24 protein-coding genes and 3 pseudogenes are annotated in these 26,453 nt (G+C 59.7%); 18 read left to right on the top strand and 9 right to left on the bottom strand.

The window, feature by feature from the left end:
• The first annotated feature begins 168 nt into the window (after positions 1-168).
• Both AYM40_RS28075 and AYM40_RS28070 read left to right on the top strand, forming a co-directional pair.
• Positions 169-369, top strand: coding sequence for a hypothetical protein (locus tag AYM40_RS28075; protein ID WP_063500754.1), 201 nt, complete (start codon positions 169-171; stop codon positions 367-369).
• Between the two features lie 238 nt (positions 370-607).
• Positions 608-1,141, top strand: a complete 534-nt coding sequence (locus AYM40_RS28070) for a low molecular weight phosphatase family protein (RefSeq protein WP_236720973.1) — start codon at positions 608-610, stop codon at positions 1,139-1,141.
• 126 nt (positions 1,142-1,267) lie between these two features.
• On the opposite strand, the gene AYM40_RS28065 is transcribed toward AYM40_RS28070, so the two are convergent.
• Together AYM40_RS28065 and AYM40_RS28060 are read right to left on the bottom strand one after the other, a co-directional pair.
• Complete coding sequence (locus AYM40_RS28065; protein WP_063499377.1) at positions 1,268-1,822, bottom strand: fasciclin domain-containing protein; 555 nt, start codon at positions 1,820-1,822, stop codon at positions 1,268-1,270.
• 215 nt (positions 1,823-2,037) lie between these two features.
• Positions 2,038-2,364, bottom strand: coding sequence for an H-NS family nucleoid-associated regulatory protein (locus AYM40_RS28060; RefSeq protein ID WP_082855347.1), 327 nt, complete (start codon positions 2,362-2,364; stop codon positions 2,038-2,040).
• A gap of 763 nt (positions 2,365-3,127) precedes the next feature.
• Here AYM40_RS28060 and AYM40_RS28055 point away from each other — a divergent pair.
• The 8 genes and pseudogenes from AYM40_RS28055 (at position 3,128) to AYM40_RS28025 (ending at position 8,809) form a co-directional block, all read left to right on the top strand.
• Positions 3,128-3,436, top strand: coding sequence for a hypothetical protein (locus tag AYM40_RS28055; RefSeq protein WP_063499375.1), 309 nt, complete (start codon positions 3,128-3,130; stop codon positions 3,434-3,436).
• 367 nt (positions 3,437-3,803) lie between these two features.
• Positions 3,804-4,115, top strand: coding sequence for a hypothetical protein (locus AYM40_RS41775; RefSeq protein ID WP_063499374.1), 312 nt, complete (start codon positions 3,804-3,806; stop codon positions 4,113-4,115).
• A gap of 252 nt (positions 4,116-4,367) precedes the next feature.
• On the top strand, positions 4,368-5,147 hold the full coding sequence (locus AYM40_RS28045) for an acetoacetate decarboxylase (protein WP_063500752.1): 780 nt from the start codon (positions 4,368-4,370) through the stop codon (positions 5,145-5,147).
• An 18-nt stretch (positions 5,148-5,165) separates the two neighbouring features.
• Positions 5,166-5,948, top strand: coding sequence for a 3-hydroxybutyrate dehydrogenase (locus AYM40_RS28040; RefSeq protein WP_063499373.1), 783 nt, complete (start codon positions 5,166-5,168; stop codon positions 5,946-5,948).
• A 10-nt stretch (positions 5,949-5,958) separates the two neighbouring features.
• Positions 5,959-7,236, top strand: coding sequence for a DUF3734 domain-containing protein (locus AYM40_RS28035; protein ID WP_063499372.1), 1,278 nt, complete (start codon positions 5,959-5,961; stop codon positions 7,234-7,236).
• A 294-nt stretch (positions 7,237-7,530) separates the two neighbouring features.
• Positions 7,531-7,890: a superinfection immunity protein gene (locus tag AYM40_RS28030; protein WP_063499371.1), complete on the top strand. Its 360-nt coding sequence runs from the start codon at positions 7,531-7,533 to the stop codon at positions 7,888-7,890.
• Positions 7,891-7,972: 82 nt separating this feature from the next.
• A pseudogene (locus AYM40_RS43860) lies at positions 7,973-8,083 on the top strand (rhamnose ABC transporter substrate-binding protein); the annotation flags it as partial.
• Between the two features lie 366 nt (positions 8,084-8,449).
• A complete protein-coding gene (locus tag AYM40_RS28025; protein ID WP_236720972.1) occupies positions 8,450-8,809 on the top strand; it encodes a host attachment protein in 360 nt (119 codons plus the stop codon).
• 73 nt (positions 8,810-8,882) lie between these two features.
• On the opposite strand, the gene AYM40_RS28020 is transcribed toward AYM40_RS28025, so the two are convergent.
• Positions 8,883-9,197 carry a DUF6566 family protein gene (locus tag AYM40_RS28020; protein ID WP_063499370.1) on the bottom strand — a complete coding sequence of 105 codons (315 nt, stop codon included), beginning with the start codon at positions 9,195-9,197 and terminating at the stop codon, positions 8,883-8,885.
• Positions 9,198-9,448: 251 nt separating this feature from the next.
• On the opposite strand from AYM40_RS28020, the gene AYM40_RS28015 reads away from it, so the two are divergent.
• From AYM40_RS28015 to AYM40_RS40715, 7 genes and pseudogenes are all read left to right on the top strand, one after another.
• On the top strand, positions 9,449-9,700 hold the full coding sequence (locus tag AYM40_RS28015; RefSeq protein ID WP_063499369.1) for a hypothetical protein: 252 nt from the start codon (positions 9,449-9,451) through the stop codon (positions 9,698-9,700).
• 36 nt (positions 9,701-9,736) lie between these two features.
• The gene (locus AYM40_RS43305) at positions 9,737-9,817 is read left to right on the top strand and encodes a hypothetical protein (RefSeq protein WP_256390501.1); all 81 of its coding nucleotides are present in this window, start codon (positions 9,737-9,739) and stop codon (positions 9,815-9,817) included.
• A 367-nt stretch (positions 9,818-10,184) separates the two neighbouring features.
• A complete protein-coding gene (locus tag AYM40_RS28010) occupies positions 10,185-12,986 on the top strand; it encodes an ATP-dependent Clp protease ATP-binding subunit (RefSeq protein WP_063499368.1) in 2,802 nt (933 codons plus the stop codon).
• A gap of 122 nt (positions 12,987-13,108) precedes the next feature.
• Positions 13,109-15,025: an FdhF/YdeP family oxidoreductase gene (locus AYM40_RS28005; RefSeq protein WP_063499367.1), complete on the top strand. Its 1,917-nt coding sequence runs from the start codon at positions 13,109-13,111 to the stop codon at positions 15,023-15,025.
• A gap of 116 nt (positions 15,026-15,141) precedes the next feature.
• Positions 15,142-16,530: a cytochrome ubiquinol oxidase subunit I gene (locus AYM40_RS28000; protein WP_063499366.1), complete on the top strand. Its 1,389-nt coding sequence runs from the start codon at positions 15,142-15,144 to the stop codon at positions 16,528-16,530.
• Between the two features lie 4 nt (positions 16,531-16,534).
• Positions 16,535-17,542, top strand: coding sequence for a cytochrome d ubiquinol oxidase subunit II (cydB, locus tag AYM40_RS27995; RefSeq protein WP_063499365.1), 1,008 nt, complete (start codon positions 16,535-16,537; stop codon positions 17,540-17,542).
• 37 nt (positions 17,543-17,579) lie between these two features.
• Positions 17,580-17,693: pseudogene (locus tag AYM40_RS40715) on the top strand (bestrophin family ion channel); the annotation flags it as partial.
• A 186-nt stretch (positions 17,694-17,879) separates the two neighbouring features.
• Here the strand turns inward: AYM40_RS40715 and AYM40_RS27990 are convergent.
• Both AYM40_RS27990 and AYM40_RS27985 read right to left on the bottom strand, forming a co-directional pair.
• Positions 17,880-18,683 (bottom strand): family 1 encapsulin nanocompartment shell protein, encoded by an 804-nt coding sequence (locus tag AYM40_RS27990; RefSeq protein ID WP_063499364.1) that lies wholly within the window; start codon positions 18,681-18,683, stop codon positions 17,880-17,882.
• On the bottom strand, positions 18,676-19,734 hold the full coding sequence (locus tag AYM40_RS27985; RefSeq protein WP_063500750.1) for a Dyp-type peroxidase: 1,059 nt from the start codon (positions 19,732-19,734) through the stop codon (positions 18,676-18,678). Before AYM40_RS27985 ends, AYM40_RS27990 begins: the two co-directional genes overlap by 8 nt.
• A 553-nt stretch (positions 19,735-20,287) precedes the next feature.
• Between AYM40_RS27985 and AYM40_RS43855 the strand changes: the two are divergent.
• Positions 20,288-20,438 (top strand): annotated as a pseudogene (locus AYM40_RS43855) (sensor histidine kinase); the annotation flags it as partial.
• On the opposite strand, the gene AYM40_RS27980 reads toward AYM40_RS43855, so the two are convergent.
• The 4 genes from AYM40_RS27980 to AYM40_RS27965 all read right to left on the bottom strand — a co-directional run bounded on the left by AYM40_RS27980 (position 20,365) and on the right by AYM40_RS27965 (position 26,302).
• Positions 20,365-21,504 (bottom strand): CmpA/NrtA family ABC transporter substrate-binding protein, encoded by a 1,140-nt coding sequence (locus tag AYM40_RS27980; RefSeq protein ID WP_063499363.1) that lies wholly within the window; start codon positions 21,502-21,504, stop codon positions 20,365-20,367. The pseudogene AYM40_RS43855 and the gene AYM40_RS27980 overlap by 74 nt on opposite strands.
• Positions 21,505-21,514: 10 nt before the next feature.
• A complete protein-coding gene (locus AYM40_RS27975) occupies positions 21,515-22,090 on the bottom strand; it encodes an ANTAR domain-containing response regulator (RefSeq protein ID WP_063499362.1) in 576 nt (191 codons plus the stop codon).
• A 177-nt stretch (positions 22,091-22,267) separates the two neighbouring features.
• Positions 22,268-24,103 carry a tetratricopeptide repeat protein gene (locus AYM40_RS27970; protein WP_063499361.1) on the bottom strand — a complete coding sequence of 612 codons (1,836 nt, stop codon included), beginning with the start codon at positions 24,101-24,103 and terminating at the stop codon, positions 22,268-22,270.
• Positions 24,104-24,196: 93 nt separating this feature from the next.
• On the bottom strand, positions 24,197-26,302 hold the full coding sequence (locus tag AYM40_RS27965) for a S8 family serine peptidase (protein ID WP_063499360.1): 2,106 nt from the start codon (positions 26,300-26,302) through the stop codon (positions 24,197-24,199).
• Positions 26,303-26,453: the final 151 nt, after the last annotated feature.

Genomic DNA, 26,453 nt, shown 5'->3' with positions numbered 1-26,453 from the left:
TGGCCGCTAGACCAGAGACGTAGACCGAATTGATATAGAGAGCGGCCTTCAGCGATTAGGTATCCCCCTCTAAAATTAAAGTCACGTTCGTGACATGTGTCGTTCGATTGCGAAAAAGCCCCATTTCGCTTGACCTCCATGTTGCAGATTCCGAGAGGCACGACGGCCATGGTTACTTTTATTTTTGTCGTTGCAATGGCGGCATTTGTCCCATACGTCGCGACGCCCGGCATTGTGAACGGCGTCAAGGCGGTCAGTACGCAGCCTGCGGCGATGCTGTTCGAAACCCCACCGGCGGCGTCTGGCGGCGCAAACGACGCGGCGAATCGGATCGTGTCCGAGCGGCGCGACAGCGAGGCTTCCGGCTGAGCAGACGCCGTTGCCGCGATGGTCGCCTGGCCGGCGCGCGTGACTGACGGCATATTGAAAGGCGAGAATTTGCGCTGCTACGCTTCGTCGCAAATGCGACGCCCGATGTCCGAGTCTTGACCGACCTGGTAAAAATTCTCGTGGCGCAACAAATAAAGACATCGTAGTGTCACGGGGGCGCAAGACTGGGCCGGCAGAATGTCACTGAGAGCTAAAAAAACACGGGTACGGGGTGAGCGTGACCAGAAAAAAATACAAGGTGCTGTTTCTCTGTCGCGAGAATTCAGCACGCAGCATCATCGCCGAGGCTTTACTGCGCGAACTGGCGGGACACCGGTTCGACGCATTCAGCGCCGGGCCGGAGCCGGCCGCGCGGGTTCATCCCAGTGCGGTCGCGCAATTGCGGCCGGGCATATCGGACCTCGGCGTGCTCAGCCCGAAAAGCTGGCTGGAATTCACCGGCGAATGGGCGCCGCGGATGGACCTCGTCATCGCCATGGACGAATGCGTCGCCGGGCATCATGCGCCGCTCTTTCCCGGAACGCCTGCGTTGTGCAACTGGATCTTTGCCGATCCGCTTACCGACGGAATGCCCGAGCCGGAGCGCGTCCGCGTGTTTGAAAAGGTATTCTGGCAAATCGTCCGGCAGGTCAGCACGTTTATCGAATTGCCGCAGTATGCCGCGGCGTCGCCGGCGCAAGCCGGCGACGCATCGCGCGCGTCAATGAGCGGCCCAACGAGCCCCGTCATACAGTGCGGTTGCGGCATGTGAACGGCTCTCCGCGTGTCGACTGGTTGAGCGACGCCTGACGCGCACTGCGGGGCGCGATTCAAGGCGCGGTTTTCGGCGGATTCATAGCGTCATCGGACGGCATCCCGTGCCTGCCGGTGCTGCCCGTTACTTCGGCATGAGCACCTTGTCGACCACCATGATGACACCGTTGCTCTGGTAGACGTCGTAGGTGGAGATGTCTGCGGTGTGGCCCGCTGCGTCGGCGACGACGATATTGCGTGGTCCGTTTTCCGTGAAGGTGAGCATCTCGCCGTTGACCGTCCTGATCGACGCTTTGCCGCCGCCTGCCTTGATCGCCGTGTCCAGCTTCCTGAAGTCGTAACGGCCGGTGAGCACGTGATAGGTGAGAATGCTGGTGAGCATCGCCTTGTTTTCAGGCTTGACGAGCGTGTCGACCGTACCGGCCGGCAATGCCGCAAACGCTTCATTGGTCGGCGCGAAGACGGTGAACGGCCCCGGACTCTTGAGCGTATCGACGAGACCCGCCGCTTTGACCGCGGCGACTAGCGTGGTGTGATCCGCGGAATTGACCGCGTTGTCGACGATGTCCCTGGTGGGGTACATCGCCTGTCCGCCAACCGTAACGGTTTCGCCTGCAGCGAATACGCAGGAGGTGGCAATCGACAAAGCAGCAGCGGCAAAAACCAATTTTCCTTTCATGACCGGTCTCCCGAAGACGCAACGCCCGATTGCGCTGCTCTGACGGGATATACGGCGGGCCCAGGTGTCTGGATGCAAACCGTTGGCGCACAACTTCTCTTCGCCAGCGGACATGGCGCGAACACGCCCGCGTCGACGAGCGTGTCGAACCTGCTGTTGCCATCAGGGCGGTGCGGGGTGATGCCTTTGCGCTAGCGGTCTAACAGTCCGACGGCTTACCGGTTGTTCTGGCGCGCAAGCGGACTTCCCGCGAACGGGTCGTTTAGCCAGTCCACCTGTTTCCTCGGCTGCGGGGCGGGCGCCGGCGTGGCCGACAATTCGAAGTGGTCGATTGATTGACCTGCGCTAATTGCCTGTTTAAGCCATTGGGGCATTTCACCCTGGCCGTCCCAGCTATCTCCCGTTGCGCTGCGGTAGCGCTCGGCTTTTTGCCCCTTCGGTTCGGCCGCCAGCGCGGCGGCGAGGTCTTCTGGTTTGATACCAAACTCTTCCATGCGATGGCGGAGATACGCAATCATGCTATCTCGCTTCCTTTCGTCCATAAGATATTCGTCCTTCTAAAGCGTCCGGCGTTCTGTCAGTTACAGATTGCAAGGAGAAGCCGCGTAGGCATTGAGCCCATGTGAATGGGGCCCGCCAGCGGTAAAGTTATTGATCGAAGGAAATCCCAGCGGCAGCGTCAAAACGGTGCCTCATAAATTGCGTTACAGCATATGCCCGGTGAGGCCGCTTATAAGGCCGGCCGCGCCAATCAGTGAATATTCAAGCGCTCCGCCGCGCGACAGGTACGGCTGGGTAAGCCTACGGCCGCTATGGAAAAAACGGTGATGACGATGTACTGATTGCGAATCGCCTGTCTCACGCCCGCGCCCCGTCTCTCGCCGGTGCCTCGCGCTGGGCTGATTTTGTGCGTTATTCCAGCATCATAGCGCACTGTTCGGATAATGCACGCGCCAGCATGGCTGATTTTGTTGCCGCATGTCCCCGATCGGGCGGCAACCGATGCCGCTGGCAGCCTGCACCGCCGGGTTTGAAATCCTGAGTGGCCGACCTATAACGGAACAGCGGAGCAACAATCTGCGTTTCCAGCCTGGTGGCGACCGATTCCGGCAAGCCGCGCGTGCGCGCCCGACATCGGTTTCAGGTCTGGCAACTATTTACTCGTTTAATTCGGTGACTCGCCGCAGCAGTCCCGCATAGGCATTCGCCCGTCCGTCAGTTCGATTTGGCGGCATGACGTTTTTTTGCGGATCAATTCTTTTTAAGGGGATGAAAGCTGCTGCGCCGGATTCGAGGAGTCTGGACATGAAACTACGTTTATTGATGGCGTTGGCAAGCGCCGCTCTCTTTCTTGCGCCGAACACAGCCGGCGCACTGGACAGCCAGCAGGACGAAGCTGCGTCGGGCCGGGTGTTAATGCAGAACGCGAACGAATCTGCGCAAGACATCACCGACATGTCGTTTGGTGAAACCGGGCGGACCATGATGCCGGCCGCTCAACCGGTGCGGAACGTTTCCTATGGCGGCGTGGCCGCAGGCGCGACGGAGGCGGGAGGCCGACAGGAACGGCCGTGCTCGTCCGGGCCGCATTGCAGGATCTATTTTGGCCAATAGCAGGCCGGCAGTTCGGGAGGCGGTGGGGGAGCAGCACACACCGCCTCTAACCCACTCGCGCCACGGCGCCCTGATCGAACTACCCATACGCCCAACCGCAATTTTACTGAGTGGCCTGCGGGCGATTTAATACGATGTCAAGGTGTGCGCCGTTCAGGTTTTCACCCGCTGTTTTTTCCGATCGCAATCATAAGCGGGCCAATACCGCCTGCCTTTTTATTCACGATTTGCTGTCCGTGAATTGATTAGTCCGGTGCAGCTGCTCCAATCCCACCCGTTGTTTAGTTACCCGCAAACCATACTATGTTAATGGAAGATAATCCGCCGGCGAGCACTGCCTCGCCGGACGATAGCGCCGCGTCCTCTGGTGGCGCTCGTATTCGGCGCGCATTTCTCCTCGTACACGTACATCACGCCGTTCCTGCTGCGTAACGCGAATTCCACGATGTCGACGATTACATGCCCGCTGCTCGGCTTCGGCATGATTGGATTCGCACTGGTAGCGATGCCGCTGTCGCAACAATCGCCGATCGGCGTCGCCGTGCTCGCGCTCGTGCTCGTGCTCGTGCTCGTGCTCGTGCTCGTGCTCGTGCTCGCGCTCGCGCTTGCGCTTGCGCTTGTGCTTGTGCTTGTGCTTGCGCTTGCGCTCGTGCGCGCGTGGGGTGTTTCGTTGGGCTAGCGTGGCCGGTGTGCGACTTCGAATCTTAAGCGTGGGTTCCCTCAACGCCAAAATCCATCCTGCAACAGTGTTTTGCGAAGTTGGATAATGTGCCATCGAGGCACTCTCAAACGCGGCTCAAACCCAAGCGGGATGGACTCTTGAACTCCGACACGCCAGTCGCGCAATCATCGCCCGCCATGTGCGTGTCATTGAAGGCCACTGCGACTTGCCACTACGATGCTGCCTTCGCTATTCAACGGAGAAATTGTTGTGACACTCGATGAAATCCGCAAAAATGCCTTCGCAATGCCTGTGCACAACCCGGCCTATCCGCGTCCGCCATTTCGATTCCTCAACCGCGAATACTTCATCATTTCGTACGAGACCGACATCGACGCGCTTCGCGCGGTCGTGCCGGAGCCACTGACGGTCGACAATGGCCTGGTCCATTACGAGTTCATCCGGATGCCAGATTCATCCGGATTCGGCGACTACACAGAGAGTGGCCAAGCCATTTCGGTCCTGGATGAAGCCGGCCGGAAAGCCAGCTATACGCACGCAATGTATCTCGATGACGAAGGTCCGATTGCTGGCGGCCGGGAGATTTGGGGTTTTCCGAAAAAGCTCGCTTCACCCCGTTTATCCGTTGACGGAAAGGATACGTTGCTCGGCACACTCGACTATGGGACGCAACGGATCGCTACGGGCACGATGGGCTACAAGTACCGCGCGCTCGATATCGAATCTGAACGCAAGAAACTCGCGGACACGCCCAATTACCTGTTGAAGGTCATCCCCCATGTCGATGGCTCACCGCGGATTTGCGAACTCGTACGGTTCTACTTGCGCGACGTTTCTGTGCTCGGTGCATGGGAAGGCCCCGCTGCGCTCGATCTGCACGCACATGCGTTGGCGCCGGTCGCTGACCTGCCTGTCAAAAGGGTAGTGTCCGCCAGACACGTCATTGCAAATCTCACCCTCGATATTGGCGAAGTCGCTTATGACTACCTCGCCCCGGCGGAAGCACTGAAGCTCGCCGTGAACCAATAATTCAGCAAGGAAAAACTTATGTCATTGCAAGGAAAAGTCGCGCTCGTGACGGGCGCCGCAAGCGGTATCGGTGAACAATGCGCACGCAAACTGGCTTCGGACGGTGCGGCCGTCGTCATTGCGGACCTGAATCTGGCAAACGCGCAGCAGGTCGCGGACAGTATCGTCGCTGCAGGTGGGAAAGCACTTGCGGTGTCGATGGACGTCACAAGCGAAGAAGCGGTCAACGCAGGTATCGAAGAAGCAGTCGGCAAACTTGGCGGTATCGATGTGTTGGTGTCGAACGCGGGCATTCAGATTGTCAACCCGATTGAAGACTACGCCTATTCCGACTGGAAGAAGATGCTTGCCATTCACCTGGATGGCGCATTTCTGACCACGAAGGCTGCTATCAAGCATATGTACGCATCCGGAAAGGGTGGCTCGATCATCTACATGGGCTCGGTTCATTCACACGAAGCGTCGAAGCTGAAGTCGGCTTACGTCACCGCCAAGCACGGTCTGCTGGGTCTTGCGCGCGTGGTCGCGAAGGAAGGCGGTTCGCGCGGTGTGAGAGCGAATGTTGTATGTCCGGGCTTTGTTCGTACTCCATTGGTCGACAAGCAGATTCCGGAACAGGCGAAGGCGCTCGGTATCTCGGAAGCTCAGGTCGTTAAGGACGTGATGCTGAAGGAAACCGTTGACGGCGAATTTACTACCGTAGAGGACGTTGCCAGAACGGTGGCCTTCCTGGCCGGGTTTGAATCAGCGGCGCTGACGGGGCAGTCGATCGTAGTCAGCCACGGTTGGTTTATGCAATAAGGAGCCGACAATGCGCCACAGTCAACGCAATACATTAAAGCAACCGAATCATCTTGAGCTACCTTCCTACGACGAAATCGGTTTGGTCCTGCAGGGCGGTGGCGCGTTGGGTTCCTATCAGGCCGGCGTCTACGAGGGGCTTGCAGAAGCGGGTGTTGAACCCAGCTGGATTTCGGGCATCTCGATCGGTGCCCTGAACACCGCCATCATCGCCGGCAATGCGCCAGAGGACCGCGTAGAAGCATTGCGCGGCTTCTGGAACACCATCTGTCAACCAGCGGACTTGCTGGGCCACGTTGGCGCTTTGGTCCCGGCAGCGTTTGGGTTTCCGGACGTTGGGCGCAAATGGTCGAGCATGTGGGCTGCTGCTCGCGCTTTGACTGAAGGTCAAAAGGGCTTTTTCGAACCGCGTTTTTCCGTACCCATCGCCGGCGTGGCAAAGAAACAGCCGAACGAGGTGAGCTTTTACGATACGACGGCGTTGCGTGCGACGCTCGTCAAGTACGCCAATTTCGACCGCATCAACGATGGGGACGTTCGCGTCTCGGTCGGCGCGGTCAATGTTCGCACGGGCAATCTGGTGTACTTTGACAACACACAGACTCGTCTTGAGCCGGAGCACTTTATGGCGTCTGGCGCGTTGCCGCCAGGTTTTCCAGCGGTGGAAATCGACGGGGAGTATTACTGGGACGGAGGTCTGGTCTCTAATACGCCGCTTACGGAAATCGTTAAGGAATGCCAGCACAAGGATACGCTGGTCTTTCAGGTTGACCTGTGGAGCGCAGGAGGAACGCTACCTGGCGATTTCCTTGATATCGCCGAGCGGACCAAGGACATTCAATACTCAAGCCGGACCCGCGCCATCACGGCCTTCGTGTCGCAGAGCCAGAAGCATGCTCGCCTGATCAAGGAACTGCTTGAACACATTCCCGAGAAAGTGCGGCGGACCCACCCGCTAGTCCAGCAGGCACAGCAAGTAGCAGACGGCGGTGCGGTCAATGTCGTGCACCTCATCTACAAGAACAAGTTTTTTGAAGGTCACTACAAGGACTACGAGTTCAGCAACGACACCATGGGCGAACATTGGGCGAGCGGGCTCGAGGACATCCGCCGCTCGTTCGGTAATCCCAACTGGTTCGACGTTCCCAGCCATGACCTTGGCTTCGTTACGCACGACGTCCATCGCCATGAGGCTGGCCCAGCTCCAGTGTCCGATACGTCTGAGGTGGTGCCGAAATCGTTGGAGTTAGTCGACGCGATGGCGAACGCGCCCTCAGACGCTCACTAGAATCGACAAATGAGCGTAACGGGTGCCCGCGAACCCGCCATGGGTGTAGCGGGTCCGCATTGTTCATTCTGCAGCAATTGTGATTTCACCCTATTGGCATGGAAAAAAGATAGGCGCCGCTTAAACTGACTGTTGTCAGCGGCGCGCGTCTCACTCGACTCGTGGCGCACGGTGGCGTAGCTGGATCATTTTCGGAATCTGGCAGCCGTCAATCTGCCGAATCCGTTGGTCGTTTCTACGCAGGCCGCTAATCTGAAGGTCGTCTTCTGACCGAGGCTGCAACGAGGTGTCGAAATGTTAAAGGTTATCGAAGGTGCTGTTGTCATGGGTGCGCTGATGCTCTATCTGGCGCCGGCAATGATTGCGGACGCCAGAGAACGCAAAGACGCTTTTGCGGTGACCATGGTGAATATCCTGCTCGGATGGACGGTTATCGGTTGGTTCGCAGCGCTAGTATGGGCGCGGCATCCGGTCAGCGATCGCCGTCTGAAGCACTTCGCGAGGCGGGCACAACGCGCGGTCGCACGAGTCACGATTGATGCAATCGTTGCTCGAGCTGAAAGTCGTGCTGGCTCAGTTCCTGTGCTCAGCCCTCGCTTGGTGCCGGTAGTCGCGCGAATCGCAGCAAGCAGTCGTCACCAACAAAAAGGTTAGCCGTTGTCGCGCACCACGCATGGATGGTTGTCGCGCACCACGCATGAATGGGTGGTTTGGAATTCGGGAGCCGGGCATGTAGCAGGAAGAGTTGAAGAAACCCGGGTATTCGAAGATCAAGCTGGTGAAGATCGCGTACGGCAACGATGACGACCAGAAGTCATCCCAGCGCACCGGGCGCCTCTGCACTGCGCGCCGCCGCGCAAGGCGCGCGGCGTGACGCAGGCAGCAGTCGCTGTACTCTGGTCTGACACTCTGTTTGGTACTCTGTTTGGTACTCTGTTTGGCACTCAATTTGGTACGGGATATGCGTATCCGCCGATCAAGCTGGAAGCCGCTGCGGATACGCGCAGCAGCCTTCGGCGCAAACTTTGAGACCTATACTATGAATCGGTAAATCGACTGTGGGCGTCGCGGGCCCGAACTGCTATCTTGAGTGAGAGCCGTTCGGCAAGCGGGTCAATTGTTGACGGAACGTGTGGTCGCGGTTTTGGCAAGGATAAAGGCGAGCAGTTAATGCGGATGCAGTATACGCAGACAATTCCCTGCTTAGAGGTGCATGATGAACGAAATGACGTGGCTTGTTGTGGCTGACGGAGGTCGCGCGCGTGTTTTCCAGACGCCAGGACTGACGCTCAACTTGCAAGAAAAAGAAAGTCTCATCAACACGGAATATTCCGGCACGATGCTAACGGAAAAGGACCGTGAGAAATTCGCAAAGCGCGTCGCCGAATATCTGGAAGCAGGGCGGCTCCATCAACTCTACAATCGTCTGAGACTCGCTATCGAGCCAAAATTTCTCGGCATGGTCAAAGCGGATCTCAGCGAGGTTACCCGCCGGCTCATATTCGAGCAAATTAGCGAAGATCTGTCGACGCTCAAATCCCGGGAAATTGAAGCGCGCCTACGGCGCCACTGATCAACTGCCTTTGGTGTCACATGGCATTCACGCAGTGAATTCGACCTTGCCACGGTTCATGTCCACGCAGGTCTCAAGCACTGGTTTCGGAGCTGCCGGCTTTCCCGGCATCACGGAACCAGGTTTCCGCATGAGAGCGCTCGGCGACCCAGGAGCGGGGCTGCGGCGTGTTGAACTCATGATCGATGAACCGGCGTGCCCATTCGACCCCGTCTCTCGTCGCTTCTTCTTCGGTTAGCCACTCGGGTTGAACGGTCATAGGACGAATGTCGACGACTGTTCGGGCACCATGACTCACACTCACACTTGCGATCCAGGCGCCGAGCTTGTTGCGCTCGGGGCGCACGGCGATCTCAAACTCGCCGTAAGAAACAGTGCGTGCTGGCATCGTTTTCTCCTTTGTCGCGTTCATGATCCATATTTGCCCGCAATCCGGCGTGCGCGCTTCTCCCAAGCGCCATCATGCCGCAATTCCTGCGCGCCGACACACAGATATCGAGGCGGAAGGGCAAACCGATAGACGTATTTCACCAATATCCAGCATCGGAAAAACCCATGTTCACAGGGTCATGACTTGCTCATAGACTCCGAGTACAAAGGAATCGCGAGGCTCCAGATCATCTGGTGGCGGGAGGTTTCATGGCACACAATGAATTTGCATATCGACGGTTTCTGATCTCCGCAACGATCTCATCTCTGCAAGGCTACCGGGGGATCGCCACAGTCGATGTCACGGCCGCGGACCCGGAGCGCATCGCCGATCTCGGAACGGCACGCTTTCTTCGTGTGGAGCGGTGGGTTGAAAGAAATGAGCCGGCTTTCCTTCAGGTCGTGGTGGACGAGTGCAAGGTCGCTATCGACCATTACGCGGACAACGTTGACGATAGTTGATGCTGCCGCCTCTCGCATGATGCGAGTGGTGAGCCGATACCGAAAGCGCGGCTCGAATCAGTCCCGGAAGCGATCTTCACCGTCGAAGAGCAGAGTCGCCGCGAGGCCGGAAAATGACGGCTTCCGACCCTTCTGTGATGTAGGTAAAGGGCTGATGTGGTCTTGAAGTTTTCCTGGCGGCTCTCACCCTGCGCCCGGAATCAGATTTGCTGGCATAAACGCCTTGGGCAGAAGCCGCCAATGCCTATCATCGGAAAAACCAATATTCCCTTATTCATGCGCGACTCATAGAATCCAAGGGCGGATTCGGGGTTTCGCTATGCTAATCATACTTGTGCTGCTGTGCGCCGACGCATACTCCGCGCACGATGAGCCATCCCTATCGAAATTCTTCGGTCATTGCCTGGAGTATTCGCAATCACATCAATGCATTCGATAACCTTTTGAAATAGCCGGATGCTTTAACCGAAAAGGTGACTCTACGATGCCAGCCCTCTGCGAAATCTGTAATGCTCGCCCCGCTGTTGCCCGTGTGACCGTGGTGCAAAACGGCGAGCGGAAATCCATGTCGATCTGCGACTACGACTACCGTCAATTGATGCGGCACCAAAGCATGCTCAACCCGTTCGATTCACTGCTGGGGGGCGGTGGCCTGTCGCGCTTCTTCGGCGGCCTGGAGGATGGATCGGAGCACGAAGACGACGACGCTGGATTCGCCGCTGAGGTGCCGCGCGAATCGGTCGATGCAACCGACGCTTTCAGTGAACAGACACTCGAATTGCTGCAGCGTGCCGCGGAGAAGGCACACGAGCTTCGCCGCAACGAACTCGACACCGAGCATCTGCTCTACGTACTCGCGGACACCGACGTGTGTGCCGCGCTCCTGAAGGAGCTCAAGCTCTCGCCGCAAGACATTAAGGGATATATCGATCAGCATGCGCAAACGGGAACAGGAGACCCCGACGCGCCGATCGAGAAGATGACCGTCTCGCCGCGTTTGAAAAAGGCGTTCCAATATGCGTTCCAGGCGTCGCGCGATCTGGGCCACTCCTACGTCGGCCCGGAGCATCTGCTCATCGGGCTTGCGGCCGTGCCGGACAGTATCGCGGGCACGCTGCTGAAGAAATACGGCGTGACGCCGGAGGCGTTGCGGCAGAAGGTCGTGAAAGTCATGGGCAAGGGCGCGGAGGACGGCCGCGTCGACACGCCAACCGGCACACCCACGCTTGACAAGTTTGGGCGCGATCTCACAGCCATGGCGCGTCAGGGCCAGCTCGACCCCGTGCTCGGCCGTGCGCAGGAAATCGAGAGCACGATCGAGGTGCTCGCACGGCGCAAGAAGAACAATCCCGTGCTGATCGGCGAGCCGGGTGTCGGCAAGACGGCAATCGTCGAAGGTCTGGCGCAGCGCATCATCAACGGCGACGTGCCAGAAGTGCTACGCGGCAAGCGGCTCGTCGAGGTCAACATCAACTCGATGGTGGCGGGCGCGAAATACCGCGGCGAATTCGAGGAGCGTGCGAAGCAGCTGATCGATGAGGTGACGGCGAAGCGGGACGAACTGATACTGTTCATCGACGAACTGCACACGATCGTGGGTGCGGGGCAAGGTGGGGGAGAAGGGGGCCTCGACATCGCGAATGTGCTCAAGCCCGCGCTGGCACGCGGCGAGCTCAGTCTGATCGGCGCCACGACACTCAACGAATATCAGAAGTACATCGAAAAAGATGCTGCGCTCGAGCGGCGCTTCCAACCGGTATTGGTGCCGGAACCTACCGTGGAGCAGACCATCGTCATCCTGCGTGGCCTTCGCGACAAGCTCGAGGCGCACCACCAGGTAACCTTTGCGGACGATGCGTTCGTTGCCGCAGCCGAGCTTTCCGATCGCTACATTACGCAGCGCTTTTTGCCCGATAAAGCCATCGACCTGATTGACCAGGCGGCGGCACGCGTGCGCATCGGCGCAACCTCGCGTCCGGCGGCCATCCAGGAGCTCGAAGCCGAGACCGCCCAGCTCAAGCGCGAGCAGGATTATGCGTCCTCGCGCAAGCGCTTCGATGAGGCGAAAGCTTTTGAGCAACGTATTGGCGAGAAGCAGGAGAAACTCGACGAGCAGATGGAGGCATGGCAGCGCAAGACCGGCTCGGAAACGCTCGAAGTGACGGTCGCCTCGATCGCCGAAGTGGTGTCGCGTCTCACCGGCATTCCGGTCACGGAGCTCACGCAGGAAGAGCGCCAGAAGCTTCTGGACATGGAGAAGAAGCTGCGCGAGCGCGTGGTCGGCCAGGACGACGCGGTGATTGCCGTAAGCGACGCCGTGCGCCTGTCACGTGCGGGACTCGGCCAGGCGAACCGGCCTATCGCGACGTTCCTGTTCCTCGGACCCACCGGTGTCGGCAAGACCGAACTCGCGAAGGCGCTGGCAGAAACGGTGTTCGGCGACGAGCAGGCGGTCATTCGCATCGACATGTCCGAGTATATGGAGCGTCACGCAGTCGCACGGCTGATCGGCGCGCCTCCGGGCTACGTCGGTTATGACGAGGGCGGACAACTGACCGAGCGCGTCCGGCGGCGCCCGTACAGCGTGATCCTGCTTGATGAGATCGAGAAGGCCCACCCCGACGTGAACAACGTGCTGCTGCAGGTGTTCGACGACGGGCGGCTGACCGACGGCAAGGGCCGCGTGGTGGACTTCAGCAACACGATCATCATTGCGACGAGCAATCTCGGCGCATCGATCATCATGGGCAACCTCGAAAAACCCGAGGCAGATCGCGTGGCCGAGAAGGCGATTCGCGAGGAGTTGATGGGGGTGCTCAAAGGTCACTTCCGTCCCGAATTCCTGAACCGGATCGACGAGATCATCGTCTTCCACGGGCTCTCGCGCGACAACATCCGCTCGATCGTGCAGATCCAGCTCGAACGGGTGGTGCGCACCGCCGCCGCGCAGGACATTACGCTCAAGATTGACGAATCGGTTATTGATCACCTCGCCGATGCCGGTTATCGGCCGGAGTTCGGTGCACGCGAGTTGAAGCGCCAGATTCGCAAGGAACTGGAAACACGGCTCGCCAAGGAGATTCTCGGCGGCGCTTTGGCATCGGGCGACAGCGTCGACGTCAGTTATGACAAGGGCAGCGGCGAAGTGAAGTTCAATAAGAACGAGGCGCCTCCTGCTCCTAAGGCGACTGCCACCGGGAAGACGGGGAACGGACGCGCGAAGAAGAAGCCGTCCGAAGCGGCCGCCAGCACCGACCCCCCTGAAAGTGACGCTTCGAAGCAATGAGGTGCGCAACCCGCTGGGAGAAGCCACTACGTCATGACCCTATCCAGGCCTTACGCCGTGACATGGCGTAACCCCAAGCAAAACTGCCTCCAGGTCTCCTGAGGCCGTCCACGGAGTCTCATATGACCACGCGACGCGATGTTCCAGGGATCCGGCCATACGATGACCCCGCTGGAGGGAGGGGTGCGCTTCGAGCGACAGCTCAAGCCGTCCGGACACAAATGGAAAGTATCGAGGCGCCGATTACGTTGATGCGGACCAATCAGTCTGACGGCTTCGATTGTCCGGGTTGCGCGTGGCCGGACAAGGAGCACAAGTCGACGTTCCAGTTCTGCGAAAACGGTGCCAAAGCGGTCACATGGGAGGCAATGACCAAACGGGTGACGCCGGAGTTTTTCGAAAACAACACGGTGTCTTCGCTGCTGCAACGAACGGATTACGAACTGGAGGATCTCGGCCGGCTGACGCATCCTCTCGTCTACGACCGCGCGACGGACAAGTTCCGGGCGGTCGAATGGGAGGATGCATTCGCTCGTATCGGTGAAGTGCTGCGCGGCTTGCCCTCGCCCGATCAGGCCGAGTTCTATACCTCGGGCCGGGCGTCGAACGAGGCCGCCTACCTCTTTCAATTGTTCGCACGCGAGTATGGCACGAACAATTTCCCCGATTGCTCGAACATGTGCCACGAGCCGACCAGCGTTGGCTTGCCCCAGTCGATCGGGATCGGCAAGGGCACGGTATCGCTGGATGATTTCGACAAGACCGAACTCATCCTCTCGATCGGCCACAATCCCGGGACGAATCACCCGCGCATGATGGGGACACTCCACGAATGCTCGCGGCGCAACGTGCCGATTATCGTGTTCAATCCGCTGCGCGAGCGTGCGCTTGAGCGTTTCGCCGATCCGCAGAGCGTCTTCGAAATGGCGACCTTCGCTTCGACCCGAATCGCCTCGACCTATTTTCAGCTCGACGCCGGTGGAGATGCGGCGGCCCTCAAGGGCATCATGAAAGCGCTGCTGCAGATGGACGCGGAGCAGGGCAACACCGTCCTCGACCACGAGTTTATCGCGACGCATACCCAGGGCTTCGACGCGTTTGCGGCCGATCTGGAAGCGACGTCGTGGGACGATATCGAAAAGGCAAGCGGACTCACTCGCGAAGATATCGACGAGGTTGCCCTTGCCTACGCGAAATCGAATGCGACGATTGTCACCTACGGAATGGGCATTACCCAGCATAACAAAGGGACCGCCAATGTCCGTCTGATTGCCGACCTGTTGTTATTGCGCGGCAACATCGGCAAACCCGGCGCAGGCATCTGTCCTTTGCGTGGACATTCCAACGTGGAGGGGAACCGCACGGTCGGCCTCACCGAAAAACCGTCCGCCACCTTCCTCAAGCAGATTGAAGATGTATTCGGCTTCAAGCCGCCCGCGGCGCACGGACACGATGCCGTCCAGGCGATGCAGGCAATGATCGCCGGCACGGCCAAGGCCCTGATTTGCCTGGGCGGAAACTTCGCGGTTGCGTTACCCGATTCCGAGCAGTCCTTTCCGGCAATGGGCAAGCTCGATCTGAGCGTCCACCTCGGTACCAAGCTCAATCGTTCGCACCTGCTAGTGGCAAAAGAAACGTACGTGCTGCCGGTTGTGGGGCGCACGGAACTGGATATCCAGGCGACTGGGCGGCAATCCATTACGGTCGAGGATTCCATGTCGATGGTCCACGCTTCGTCGGGCAAACTGACGCCCGCGTCCGAACACTTGCTATCCGAACCGGCGATCGTCGCCGGAATGGCGAGGGCAACGTTGCCGAACAGCAAGGTGGCATGGTCGGACCTGGTGGCCGACTACGACGGGATTCGGGACCTGATCGAACAAACGGTGCCGGGATTCGAGGCGTTCAATGCGGGTTCGGTGGCGGCCTATTACCCGGAAGCCAACGTGCTGGTGCCACTCGACTTCATAGACAAGGAGAGCGGCACGCCTTCGTACAAGTCTGTTCCTGTTCATGTTATGAGTTCGGCAGAGGCTTGACGTGATGCAGGCTTGACGGGGCGATCGACCGGACGTGCGCGTACGGTTGGTCGACTTGCAGGATTGGCGTCCGCCTTTACGCAAATGACGTTATCACCTGGAGCGCTTGATCCATCATGGAAATTTTCGATGCATTCCACCTTGCCAGGTTGCAGTTTGCGTTTACGGTTTCGTTTCATATTATCTTTCCCGCCATCAGCATCGGCATGGCCAGTTTCCTCGCGGTGCTGGAGTGGCGCTGGTTGCTGACCGGCGACGTCGCCTACAAAGACATGTTTCTGTTCTGGTCGAAGATATTTGCAGTCGGCTTCGGAATGGGGGTGGTCTCGGGTGTGGTGATGGCCTACGAGTTCGGCACCAACTGGAGTGGATTTTCCAGGGTTGCCGGCAACATTACGGGGCCGCTCCTGACCTATGAAGTGCTGACGGCGTTCTTTCTCGAGGCCGGTTTTCTCGGCGTCATGCTGTTCGGCTGGCAACGCGTCAGTCCACGCGCGCACTTTTTCGCAACGCTCATGGTGGCGGTGGGCACGCTCATTTCCACGTTCTGGATTCTCGCGTCGAATAGCTTCATGCAGACGCCGCAGGGATTTGCCATTGAGAATGGCCGGATCGTGCCGGTCGACTGGATGAAAGTGATTTTCAACCCGTCGTTTCCGTTTCGCCTCGCGCATATGACCATTGCTGCGTTCATCGTCGCGGGCTTCATCGTTGCTGCTTGTGGCGCGTGGCATCTGTTGCAAGGCCGGCGCGACAAACCCGTCAAGCGTAGTTTTTCGATGGCGCTGTGGATCCTGCTTTTCCTGACGCCGATACAGATTTTCGTTGGCGATGCGCACGGACTCAACACGCGCGAATATCAGCCGGCCAAGATCGCTGCCATCGAAGGGCTATGGGAAACCGAGAAAGGTGGCACCGCACTCAATCTGGTCGGCCTGCCCGACATGAGTGCGGAAGTGACGCGATACGCGATTCAGATACCGCATCTCGGCAGCCTGATCCTGACCCACAGTTGGGATGGCGAGATTCGCGGCCTGAAAGAATTTCCGCCGGAGGACCGTCCGTATTCGCCGATCGTGTTCTGGACCTTCCGGGTCATGGCGGGTCTCGGCATGCTGATGCTGTTGACGGCGCTGCTTGGTCTGCTGCTCAGACTGCGTGGCCGCCTCTACGAGACGCGCTGGTATCAGGGTTTCGTCCTGTGCATGGGTCCTTCTGGAATCGTGGCGCTATTGGCGGGGTGGATAACGACAGAGGTCGGCCGTCAACCATGGACGGTCTACGGTGTCCTGCGCACCGCGGACTCCGTCTCGCCGGTCAGCTCCCAACAAGTCGGCGTTTCCTTGCTGATCTTTGTGCTGGTGTACTTCCTGGTGTTCGGCATGGGTTTCTATTACATGATGAAGATGATGAAGCGCGGGCCAGAGGAGCACGTCGAGCGCCGCGAATCCCGCCGGCATCCGGTCCTGCGCAATCGCCCGTTGGACGCACTGGAAGGGGAGTGACACCATGCAAATCGATCTTCCTGTTGTGTGGGCCGCGATCATCGGACTCGGCGTTTTCATCTACGTGATGCTGGACGGCTTCGATCTCGGCATCGGCCTGCTGTTTCCGTTTTTCGAGGAGAAGGGCGATCGGCAAGTGATGCTCAATACCATCGCGCCGGTCTGGGACGGTAACGAGACGTTCCTCGTGCTCGGTGGCGCCGGGCTTTACGGGGCGTTCCCCGCGGTGTATTCGACGCTGCTGCCGGCGAACTATCTCCCGCTGATCCTGATGGTCGTGGGCCTGATCTTCCGCGGGGCGGCCTTCGAACTGCGTGCAAAGGCCGTCAGGACTCAGCACGCCTGGGACCTCGCCTTCATTGGCGGCTCCGCGCTAGCAGGGCTCTGCCAGGGCATCGTGCTGGGGTCGCTGCTGCAAGGCATCAGGATCGTCGATGGCCGTTTCGCCGGCGACCCGTTCGACTGGCTCTCGCCGTTCAGCCTGTTCTGCGGAATCGGCGTGCTCGTCACGTATGCGACGCTCGGCTGCGGCTGGCTCATCCTCAAGACGGATGGCGAATTGCAGCGCAAGTTGCGCGAGGTGATGCGGCCGCTCGTGAGCGTCCTGCTCGGGGCGATGATCATTGTGAGTCTCTGGACCGTGATCGGATTGGCGGCGGTTGCGCATCGCTGGTTCGGAAGCGGCAATCTCGGCTGGTTCCTGCCGGTGCCGATTCTGGTTATCGCCTGTGTGTGGGGCGTCTTCCGTTCGCTTCGGCTGAAGCACGAAGCGACCCCCTTCCTTCTCACACTCGCGCTGTGTTTTCTGGGCTACAGCGGCTTGCTGATCAGCATCTGGCCGAACATCGTTCCGCCGTCCCTGACGATCTGGCAGGCTTCGTCGAGTCACTCGAGCCAGCTGTTTACGCTGGTTGGCACGGTGATCGTGCTGCCGGTCATCCTCGTCTACAACTTCATGCAGTACCGCGTATTCCGGGGCAAGGTGCGGGAAGGGGACGCCGGCTACCACTGAAGGTGACGGCGCAGTTAGACCATTACAAGAGCACACCATGATTGTGAGGCCAGGGCAAAACTGGTTCCGGCTGCTGTTTGTCTGGAACGGTTCCGTGTTGCAGTCGATTATTCCCCAGCTGGTTTTCATGGCGGCTGTCAGCAGTCTCGCGGATCCAGGCGCAACGTCCGGTGCCGCCACGGGTGCGGATGATGGTGACGATGTTAAGAAAGTGCACGTCGGAAATCCTGGAAAGAGTGCATGTCGACTGCGGCGAAGTGACAAGTCGCATTGACGTGCTTCCCGACGAAGATGTGTCAGCACTTCTAAAACCGTCGTTGCAAGCTTGAACCCGCGCTCATTCTGCTTGCGTCAACGACACCGATGCTTCGCTCGTCAGCATCAGGAAGGTCAGCGTCTCGCGCAGATAGAGGCGCACCACCGCGTCGGTATGGCTCACATAACCGATCGACAGTTCTTCGCCAAGGTGTAACTCGAAGTCGCCGCCGCGCATGGATACCACACTGCCGCCCGCGAGCGCGGGCGCCCAGATGATGTCGCCATTCACGATCCGCTTGATGTGCTCGAGAACCGGATAACCCTGGTCGCGTGCCTCGCCGAGCGCCGTGTACGTATCGGCGCCGAGCAGCACGGAGTAGGGCCCGTCGACGCCGGCAAGCCGCAGCTGTTCGAGCGCGTTGCTAATCGTGTTCGGATAATCGGCGATGTCGGCCGGCAGCGCGAGCGGCGGATTCGACGAGCCTTCGCGAAGGCCGCCTATGCCTGCGGCCTCGTATCCATCGAAGATCGCGCGATCTTCGGCATAGGCGAGCTGTTTTGCTGCATCCTTCGCGGGCTGCCAGTCGGCATCCTTCGCGCCGCGCAAGACGCTGTCGATGGCTTCGCGTTGCAGTTCGAACGGCACGGTCAACTCGACGAGGCTCTTTACCTCGGACAGTTTTGCCACGACGCCTTGCTGCGGCGCGGTGATCGCAATCTGGTGCCCTGTGCCGACGCCGGACAGCTCAGTTCCGCCAGGACCCTTGACGTCAACTACACGACGGCCCGCGACGCTGCGCTTGAACGTGCGAGCCACTTCGTCTTCGATCTGCGACCAGGCGGCGCGGGAGATTGGGGCAAGCTCGCGATGCAGGTTATTCATGTTGAGAGATTCCCTTGAGAGAGCCAATATTCAGCGAGCCGTCGTGGCGCGGCTCGGCGGACGAAGACGGTTCGGCCTGCTGCTCGACAGCTGCGGCAGCCGCTTGCGGATCGCGATCTGCGAGCGCATCGAGCAAGGTGGCCGACGGGACGAAGAAGAGGCCGCCCGTGACCGCACGGCTGAAATCGAGCAGCCGGTCGTAGTTGCCCGGCGGCCGCCCGACGAACATGTTTTCCATCATCAGCTCGATAGGCTCGGGCGAACGGGCATAACCGATGAAGTAGGTGCCGAACTCGCCCATGCCGGGGCGGCCGAACGGCATGTTGTCGCGGAGGATTTTCACTTCCTCGCCGTTCTCGGTGATCGTTGTGAGCGAGCTGTGCGAACACGACGGCTTGACCGCTGCGTCGAGCTCGATGTCGGACAATTTCGTGCGACCGATAATGCGCTCCTGAGTCTCGACGGACAGCGCGTTCCAGCCGGTCATGTCGTGCAGGTACTTCTGCACGATCACATAACTGCCGGCCTCGAACTCCGGATCTTCGCTGCCGATGAGGGTGGAAGCGACGGCCTTGCGACCGGCCGGATTCTCGGTGCCGTCGACGAAGCCCACCATGCTGCGCAGATCGAAGTTGCGAAAACCGTGCACTTCGTCGACCACCGAGACCGCATCGCCGAGCCGTCCTGTCAGCTGCGTGGCGAGCTCGAAGCAGAGATCCATCTGGTCCGCGCGGATGTGCAGCAGGATATCCCCCGGCGTGCTCACGGCGCGGCGTACGCCTTCGCCGAATTCGCGAAACGGGTGCAGGCACGCCGGGCGCGGGGCGCCGAACAGCGTGTCCCACACCTCGGAGCCGAAGCCGACAACGCACGACAGGTTGGCGGACGGGACGCGCTTGCCGACCGAGCGCACCAGGGCGGCAACGTCCCCGCACCACGCGCGCACCTGTTCAGCGGGGTCCTGGCCAGCCGCGACGGTCGCGACAATGAAGATCGCGCTACGCGTGATGTCATTACAAACGGCTTGCGATTCTGGGATGCCTTTGGGCATCGGATTGAATAGGGATAAACCGTTAGTGATTTCGGGAATGGAGCGAATGTTTTCCGCCTTCGTGATCACCACCGTGATTACTTGCCTTAGGCGCGCGTCAATTTTTCGTCCGGATGACTGAAGCACATTTGCTGTTGCAGCCGCCGCAGGCACTCGTGAAGCGTTGCCTCGCCATCAAGAGATGCGCGGATATACGTGACATGGTTGATGTTCGACTATACGTCCGGAGATGTTATACCGCACGGGCATTTTATGGAAACAGTGCCTCTCTTTCGATACTTCATATCGGGCCTGGCAGCCTTTAATCCTCCTGTCATATCGTTACCATCCGTTTATCCAGCGGCGATAATCCGATTTCCCTCACTTCCCGATTTTTTCACACGACGTCGTACTCAGCGGCTGATCGCAGCCGGTAGACCAAAAGTCCTTCCGTTCAGGCCTCGCTATCGCAGCAACACAAGCGATGTCAGATAATTCGCATTACGAATGGAGGTTGAGTACTGTGAATCAGCTCGAAGCCATGCGCACCTACGTCAGGGTGCTTGAGCGTGGGGTCGCGCCGCTGATCGAATCGATCAATCGATATATCGGCCGCACGCAGTTGATGCAGTTGTCGCGCTGGCGATTTTTTTAACGACGCCGCGCATCAGTTGAAGACGCCGTGTCGCTGCCCCACACCTTACCGTCGATTAGCACTTGAGAACGCTCGTCGCCCGGCACTGCTACGCCGACGCGTGCGGCCGCCTCGCGATACAACTGCGTCTGATTGATTCGCGCCGCGATTTCCGCGTAATCCGCGCGTGCGTCGATCATGCCCCAGCGTTCGAACTGCGTGAGGAACCAGGCACCCTCGGCGGTGCGCGGGTAGTTCACCGCGCCGTTATCGAAGAACCGCACGGGCAGGCCGCGCGGCGCCGAGGCAGCGATTTCATTGCCGAACCGCGCCGCGATCAAGGCTTCGTCGATACCGATGAATTCGGGCCGCGCGAGCCAGCGTGCAATCTCCTCGCGATGCCCCGCGCCGTCAAGCCAGCGGCACGCTTCGAGCATCGTCCGTACGAGGGCTCGCGCGGTATTCGGATTCGCGCCGACAAAATCGCGCCGGCATGCCAGCACTTTCTCGGGATGATCGGGCCACACCTCGCTTGTATAAGCGACCGTTCTGCCGACGCCGTTCGCCTCAGCCATCGCATTCCACGGCTCGCCGACGCACAGGCCATCGAGTTCGTCTTCGGAGAGCGCGGCGACCATTTGCGGCGGCGGAATCACGACGCTTTCGATATCGCGCAGCGGATGCACGCCTTGCGACGCCAGCCAGTAGGACAGCCACATCGCGTGCGTGCCGGTGGGGAAGGTCTGCGCGAACACCGGCTTGCGGCCGAGCGTCGCCAACGCCTTGGGCAAGCTGCCGTGTTCGGCCAACGCGTCGGCGAGACGATTTGACAGCGTGATCGCCTGGCCGTTGCGATTGAGCACCATCAGCACGGCCATATCCGTTTGCGGACCACCGAGGCCGAGTTGTACGCCATAGACGAGACCGTAGAGCACATGCGCCGCATCGAGATCGCCCGACAGCAGTTTGTCGCGCACGGCGGCCCATGACGGCTGGCGGCACAACTCCAGCGTCAATCCATGGGCGTGGCCGAATTCGAGCAGCTTCGCGGCGACGAGCGGCGCGGCATCGGACAGTGCGACGAAACCGAGCCGCAGATGGGTTTTCTCGAGCGGCGCAGGCGTGGACGTTGGGGAGAAGGAGGCGGGAGAGTTCATAAGCGGCGCTTCATTTGAGCGATTCTGCCGACGCGATGACGGCACGCGCGACTTCGGCGAGTTTGACGCCCTGGTTCATTGCGCGCTTGCGCAGGGTGGCGTACGCGGCGTGTTCGGTGATCTTCTGTTGATCCATCAGCAGGCGCTTGGCGCGATCGATCAGCTTACGTTCGGTGAGTTCGTTCTCGACCTGCGCGAGGCGTTCGCGTAATTGTGACTCCTGCGCAAACCGTGCGAGCGCAACTTCGAGAATCGGCGCGAGCCGTTCCGTGGCAAGACCTTCGACGAGGTAGGCCGTGACGCCCGCACCGACCGCGTCGCGGATCAATTGCTGGTTCGCATCGTGACTGAACATCAACACCGGACGTGGCGCGGTGGCGTTCATGACCGCGAGCTGTTCGAGCGTGTCGCGCGACGGCGATTCCGTATCGATGATGATAACGTCCGGCCGTTCGCTCTGAACCACGCTATGCAGCGCTTGCGGCGTCGCCGTGCCGGCCAGCATCTCATAGCCAAGGCGTGCGAGGGCGTCGCGCAGATCGCCTATCGGCTTGTCGGTATCGGTGACGAGGAGAACGCGCAGCATAGGGTTGGGTTTGTCGACGGCTGACTACTGATTAAGCAACCTGTATGCCAGTCAGAGACAATTGCGATGAAGGTAACGCAATCATGGGCTTACAAACAGTGTAGCAACCGGGGCTGCACTCGCACGGGGCATGCGCGAGGCATGCCCCGAAGCGGCGCATGAGGTATGAACATTGTCTCAATGAGCGCAAAGCCGGGTCGCGGGGGCGTCACGCCACAGTTGCAGCGCGGCCTGCACTTCCTTGACAACGGGATCCCACTCAGCCAGTTCCCGCTGCCGGAACAGACGCATTGACGGATACCATGGGCTATCGGTTCTGTTGGTCAACCATCGCCACTCGGAATAGGCGGGCACGAGCACCCAGACAGGCAATCCCGCCGCACCAGCCAGATGAGCGACCGACGTGTCGACGGTAATCAGAAGATCGAGCGTCTGCAGTATCGCCAGGGTGTCCGTGAAATCGTTGACCGCGGGGCCCAGTGTGTGCAAGTCATATTCATGCGCCAGGCTTTCGCTTTCACGCTCGTGGTTGCCTTTTTGCACAGAATACCAGGTCACCCCGGCAAGCCCAAACAGGGGCTTTAGCGCATCGAGCCGGATCGACCGGTAACGGTCGAGAACGTGGTTCGGACTGCCTGCCCAAACGATGCCGACGCGTTTGCCATTGGCATGCCTTCTGCCCGATGAAATAGCTTCGATACGTGAGCGCCATTGGCGCGACTTGTCGGGCGTCGCCGTCAGATACGGCATGGCGACGGGGAGCATCGATATATCGAGTTTAATATGCTCCGGCATCCTTATCATGTAGCACCAGTAGTCGTAAGGTCCAGGCGGCACAGTGGTGAATGCGGTTTGCACGCCCGTCATGCTGGTCGCCAGTTCCGCTATCGGCTTGCTTACCAGCACGTCAACCGTTGCCTCTTGCCGATGCAACCATTCGGCGAATCGGATGAACTGTATTTCATCGCCGAGCCCCTGTTCACCAACGAGCAGGAACCGGCAGCCCACGACGGATTCCCCGTTCCACTCGCGGAAGATGGGCCGGACTGTTTCCTTTTGCCTGTCCGGCAGATCGTAGAACCATTTGTACCGCTTCCAGCCTTCTGCGAATTCACCCAGTCCAAGCAGCACGCTCGCAAGATGGAATTGCATGTGAGGGTTGTCCGGCAGAAGCTGTGCCGCCTCCATGCTGTGCGGCCGACTTTCGGCGATTTTTCCGCATATGCTGAGTGCGCGTGCCGCGTTGTGATGCAGGAGTGGATGGTGCGGATCGATGGCGAGACCTTGTCTCGCGACACTGAGCGCATCGTTGAAACGATCGTTTGTGTTCAGTACGAAGGCCAGCGCTTTCAGGGCGGCGGCATCGCCGGCAAAGCGGGTTCTTATCTGCGTGATCGTATTGCCAAGCTGATGCGTACGGCCGGCTTTTGCGAGTACGGCAATCAGGCCGAGTCCGTCGTTCAGGCTGGCCGGCTCGAGTGTCCATGCGCTGCGCCAGTAGTGTGCCGCGCTATCGAGTTGCCCGAGTTGCGCATGGATGCGAGCCAGGGCACGAATCGCGTGATGCAGCCTCGGATCGATTCCAATCGATGTCTCATAGTGGATCATCGCCTCCGTGAGGCGGCCGGTTTGACGCAGGCAGTCTCCGAGGTTTCTATGGAGACTGGCCGTACTGCCCGCCAGGCTGATTGCGCGGCGATAGAACGCTTCGGCCGGTTCGTGGTCGCCCATCAACGCCGCAAGCAGGCCCGCATGCTCCCATAATTCAGGGCGATCAGGGGCCGCTTGTCGTGCCTGCTCCATGTAGCCGCGAGCTCGTTCCATGTCGTCCGTATGAACGCAGGCGAGTCCCATGCGGTGCAGCGCGTGAGCGTCGCGTGGACGCACGCTTAGCACCTGCCGGTAAGCGACGATCGCGTCTGTCATCCGCCGCGCGGAAAAAAACGCGTCCGCGCGCGCGACGAGCGCGTCGACGTCTGTGTCGTCGTTGTTGAAACGGGGGATTCTGAACATCAACCGGGAGGTCCTGGTACAAGCTTATCGTGCGCGGGAAGCCACCCCTGCGAACCGCAGCAGGGGCGGAGGTGTTATTCCGTTGGGAGGGGCTTATTGCGTATAAGTTGCCAGAATGGAAGCGCCCCTGACCGTTGCGCCAGGGACGCTCACTATGCCGTAGTAAGTCCCGGACGCGGGCTTGGCGAGGGTGCAGATCGCGTTCGCACCTTTGGTCCAGGCGTTCCCGCAATCAGGATGGAGCACGGACGGCGTGCCGGCCCTGAGATACAGCGTTCCGGTTTCGCCGTTGGCGCCAGGTGACAGGCTGAAAGTGAGGCTTTTTACGCCGGCTGGAACGTCCAGTGCGAAATACCGCATATCTCCCGGGTTAGCCGAAAACGTCGCCGGAACATTGGGGCTGATATCCGTAATAGTCGGTGGTATGACCCGAAAAGGGCGTGTCAGGCGGCTAACGGCCCCAGTGTTATCCGTGACCGTGAGTGTGATTTCGTAAATGCCGGGATAGTCATAGTTCACGGTCGGATTGACTGATTGCGTACGCGTGAAATCAGGCGCGCCAGCGCCGAAATTCCAGGCCCACGACTTGATGGGCATACCCCTCGCAGTAGAGAGGTCGGTACACGACACCTGCATCACCGTCGTACTCTCAGAGCACTTGAAATCCGCCGCAGCCGGAATCTTTCCAGACCTGGCGGCAACGACAGTTGCGTTTGCATCCAGAATGCCCTGCCCGAGCGCACGATCTGGCTGACCGGTGGGAAAGGGCTGTGCATTCTGCGCGAGCAGGGTTCGCATTTCAGCGGCGCTCAGGGGCGTGGGAGCGACTGACTGGGCGAGCGCGATCACAGCGCTTACCATTGGTGTCGCCATCGATGTGCCGTTCATGAAGGCATACGCTTCGGCCCCCGGCGCAGTTGTTCCGCTGTTGTAGGTGGACCAGATCGAGTCGGCCGGCGCAGCGATATCGACCCCTGCGCCGAAGTTCGAACCGATCCACCTCGCGCCATAGCGATTGCTACCGCCGACATTGATGAGGTTGCGGCAATTAGCCGGCTCGAAATTCGTTGCGCTGGCCTGGTCATTGCCCGCTGCTGCTGCGACTATGGCGCCCTGACTGACTGCATAGTCGATTGCGTTCTGAAATGTCGTTTCGCAGAATCCGCTACCGCCGAGGCTCACGTTGATGATCCTGGCCGGGTGGGCGTTGGCGGGGACGCCCGGAACACTCCCGCCAGCGGACCATACGATGCCGTCGGCAATATCGGACGTATAGCCTTTGCCGCACCCGTTCAGCACCCGGACCGGGATCAGCTTTGCCGCAGAAGCAATGCCGGCTATACCCAGGCCGTTATTGGCCGGCGCGGCCATGATGCCCGCGACATGCGTGCCGTGCCACTGGACCGGGCACGTCTCTGTTGTGATTCCCGGATTGCTGCCATTGCCGCCCCGGTTATATGCGGTGAAATCGTACCCGGGCAGGATATTGGCATCCAGGTCGCTATGACTCGTTACGCCGTTGTCCACCACCGCGATCACGGCCCTGGAACCGTTAGCAATATCCCACGCACCTTCGGCGCGTATTCCCGGGTATGGGGTAGCGGGTTTCAGGTTCGAGGCCAAACTCCATTGCCTGAAATACTCCGGATCGTTCGGAACCATGGTTGTCGACATTTCCGTATCGGGTTCGACATATTCGACGTTAGGGTCCGATGCGATAGCGCGCATGAATGTCTTGGCCTCCTTCGCCGTCAGCTTGCGCTCCGTTGTCACCACGTCGGCGCCGATGCCCATGCGGCGCATGTGGTGCGCCTTCGACGGGAACGCGTTCGCCAGCCGGTTAAGTTTTGACTGCACCGCCGACGCTGCTCCGCGCTCGGCGGTGCCGGTTTTGTACTTGACAATAAAGCGGTCGCTGGACGCATCTGGCGACAGGCTGGTCATATTCATCTTCAGCGCCGTTTGCAGTGAAACGGCACTTGAACTGGCGGTGTTTGCCGCCGCCGCGAATGCCTCTGTAGCTTCCGAAGCCGTATCGCTGGCGCTGTTCGCACCACACGCCGCGAGTGCCAGCGCAAGCGAAATACAGGCTGCACCCGCTAACACGCAGCGCGCGCCTGCTGTTGACCACAGCGCGCCAATGTAGGCCGTTGTTCTGCGAGAGCCGTTTCGCACGCTCTCATCTTTCTTTTGTTTCACGGTTTTATTCCTGGTACGACGTACAGAAATGATTGCCCCTGTTTTTATGAAGTAGTCGTACTTCAGTCATCAGCGGTGCCACAACCATTGGCCGTCATTTGGCCAGCCGGCGCAGGCTAACTTTCATGACGAGTTAAGATTCCTAACTAAT

Origin of the sequence: Paraburkholderia phytofirmans OLGA172 (assembly GCF_001634365.1) — a bacterium.
Classification (GTDB): Bacteria; Pseudomonadota; Gammaproteobacteria; order Burkholderiales; family Burkholderiaceae; genus Paraburkholderia.
The sequence above is the reverse complement of the archived record's forward strand: the minus strand, read 5'-3'. Positions and strand labels throughout refer to the sequence as shown.

Bases quoted from the DNA above. Each gene is read 5' to 3' on its own strand.
- AYM40_RS28075 (WP_063500754.1), top strand. From the start codon at position 169: ATGGTTACTTTTATTTTTGTCGTTGCAATGGCGGCATTTGTCCCATAC.
- AYM40_RS28065 (WP_063499377.1), bottom strand. From the start codon at position 1,822: ATGAAAGGAAAATTGGTTTTTGCCGCTGCTGCTTTGTCGATTGCCACC.
- AYM40_RS28060 (WP_082855347.1), bottom strand. From the start codon at position 2,364: ATGGACGAAAGGAAGCGAGATAGCATGATTGCGTATCTCCGCCATCGC.
- AYM40_RS28055 (WP_063499375.1), top strand. From the start codon at position 3,128: ATGAAACTACGTTTATTGATGGCGTTGGCAAGCGCCGCTCTCTTTCTT.
- AYM40_RS28040 (WP_063499373.1), top strand. From the start codon at position 5,166: ATGTCATTGCAAGGAAAAGTCGCGCTCGTGACGGGCGCCGCAAGCGGT.
- AYM40_RS28035 (WP_063499372.1), top strand. From the start codon at position 5,959: ATGCGCCACAGTCAACGCAATACATTAAAGCAACCGAATCATCTTGAG.
- AYM40_RS28030 (WP_063499371.1), top strand. From the start codon at position 7,531: ATGTTAAAGGTTATCGAAGGTGCTGTTGTCATGGGTGCGCTGATGCTC.
- AYM40_RS28025 (WP_236720972.1), top strand. From the start codon at position 8,450: ATGATGAACGAAATGACGTGGCTTGTTGTGGCTGACGGAGGTCGCGCG.
- AYM40_RS28020 (WP_063499370.1), bottom strand. From the start codon at position 9,197: ATGCCAGCACGCACTGTTTCTTACGGCGAGTTTGAGATCGCCGTGCGC.
- AYM40_RS28015 (WP_063499369.1), top strand. From the start codon at position 9,449: ATGGCACACAATGAATTTGCATATCGACGGTTTCTGATCTCCGCAACG.
- AYM40_RS28010 (WP_063499368.1), top strand. From the start codon at position 10,185: ATGCCAGCCCTCTGCGAAATCTGTAATGCTCGCCCCGCTGTTGCCCGT.
- AYM40_RS28005 (WP_063499367.1), top strand. From the start codon at position 13,109: ATGACCACGCGACGCGATGTTCCAGGGATCCGGCCATACGATGACCCC.
- AYM40_RS28000 (WP_063499366.1), top strand. From the start codon at position 15,142: ATGGAAATTTTCGATGCATTCCACCTTGCCAGGTTGCAGTTTGCGTTT.
- cydB (WP_063499365.1), top strand. From the start codon at position 16,535: ATGCAAATCGATCTTCCTGTTGTGTGGGCCGCGATCATCGGACTCGGC.
- AYM40_RS27990 (WP_063499364.1), bottom strand. From the start codon at position 18,683: ATGAATAACCTGCATCGCGAGCTTGCCCCAATCTCCCGCGCCGCCTGG.
- AYM40_RS27985 (WP_063500750.1), bottom strand. From the start codon at position 19,734: ATGCCCAAAGGCATCCCAGAATCGCAAGCCGTTTGTAATGACATCACG.
- AYM40_RS27980 (WP_063499363.1), bottom strand. From the start codon at position 21,504: ATGAACTCTCCCGCCTCCTTCTCCCCAACGTCCACGCCTGCGCCGCTC.
- AYM40_RS27975 (WP_063499362.1), bottom strand. From the start codon at position 22,090: ATGCTGCGCGTTCTCCTCGTCACCGATACCGACAAGCCGATAGGCGAT.
- AYM40_RS27970 (WP_063499361.1), bottom strand. From the start codon at position 24,103: ATGTTCAGAATCCCCCGTTTCAACAACGACGACACAGACGTCGACGCG.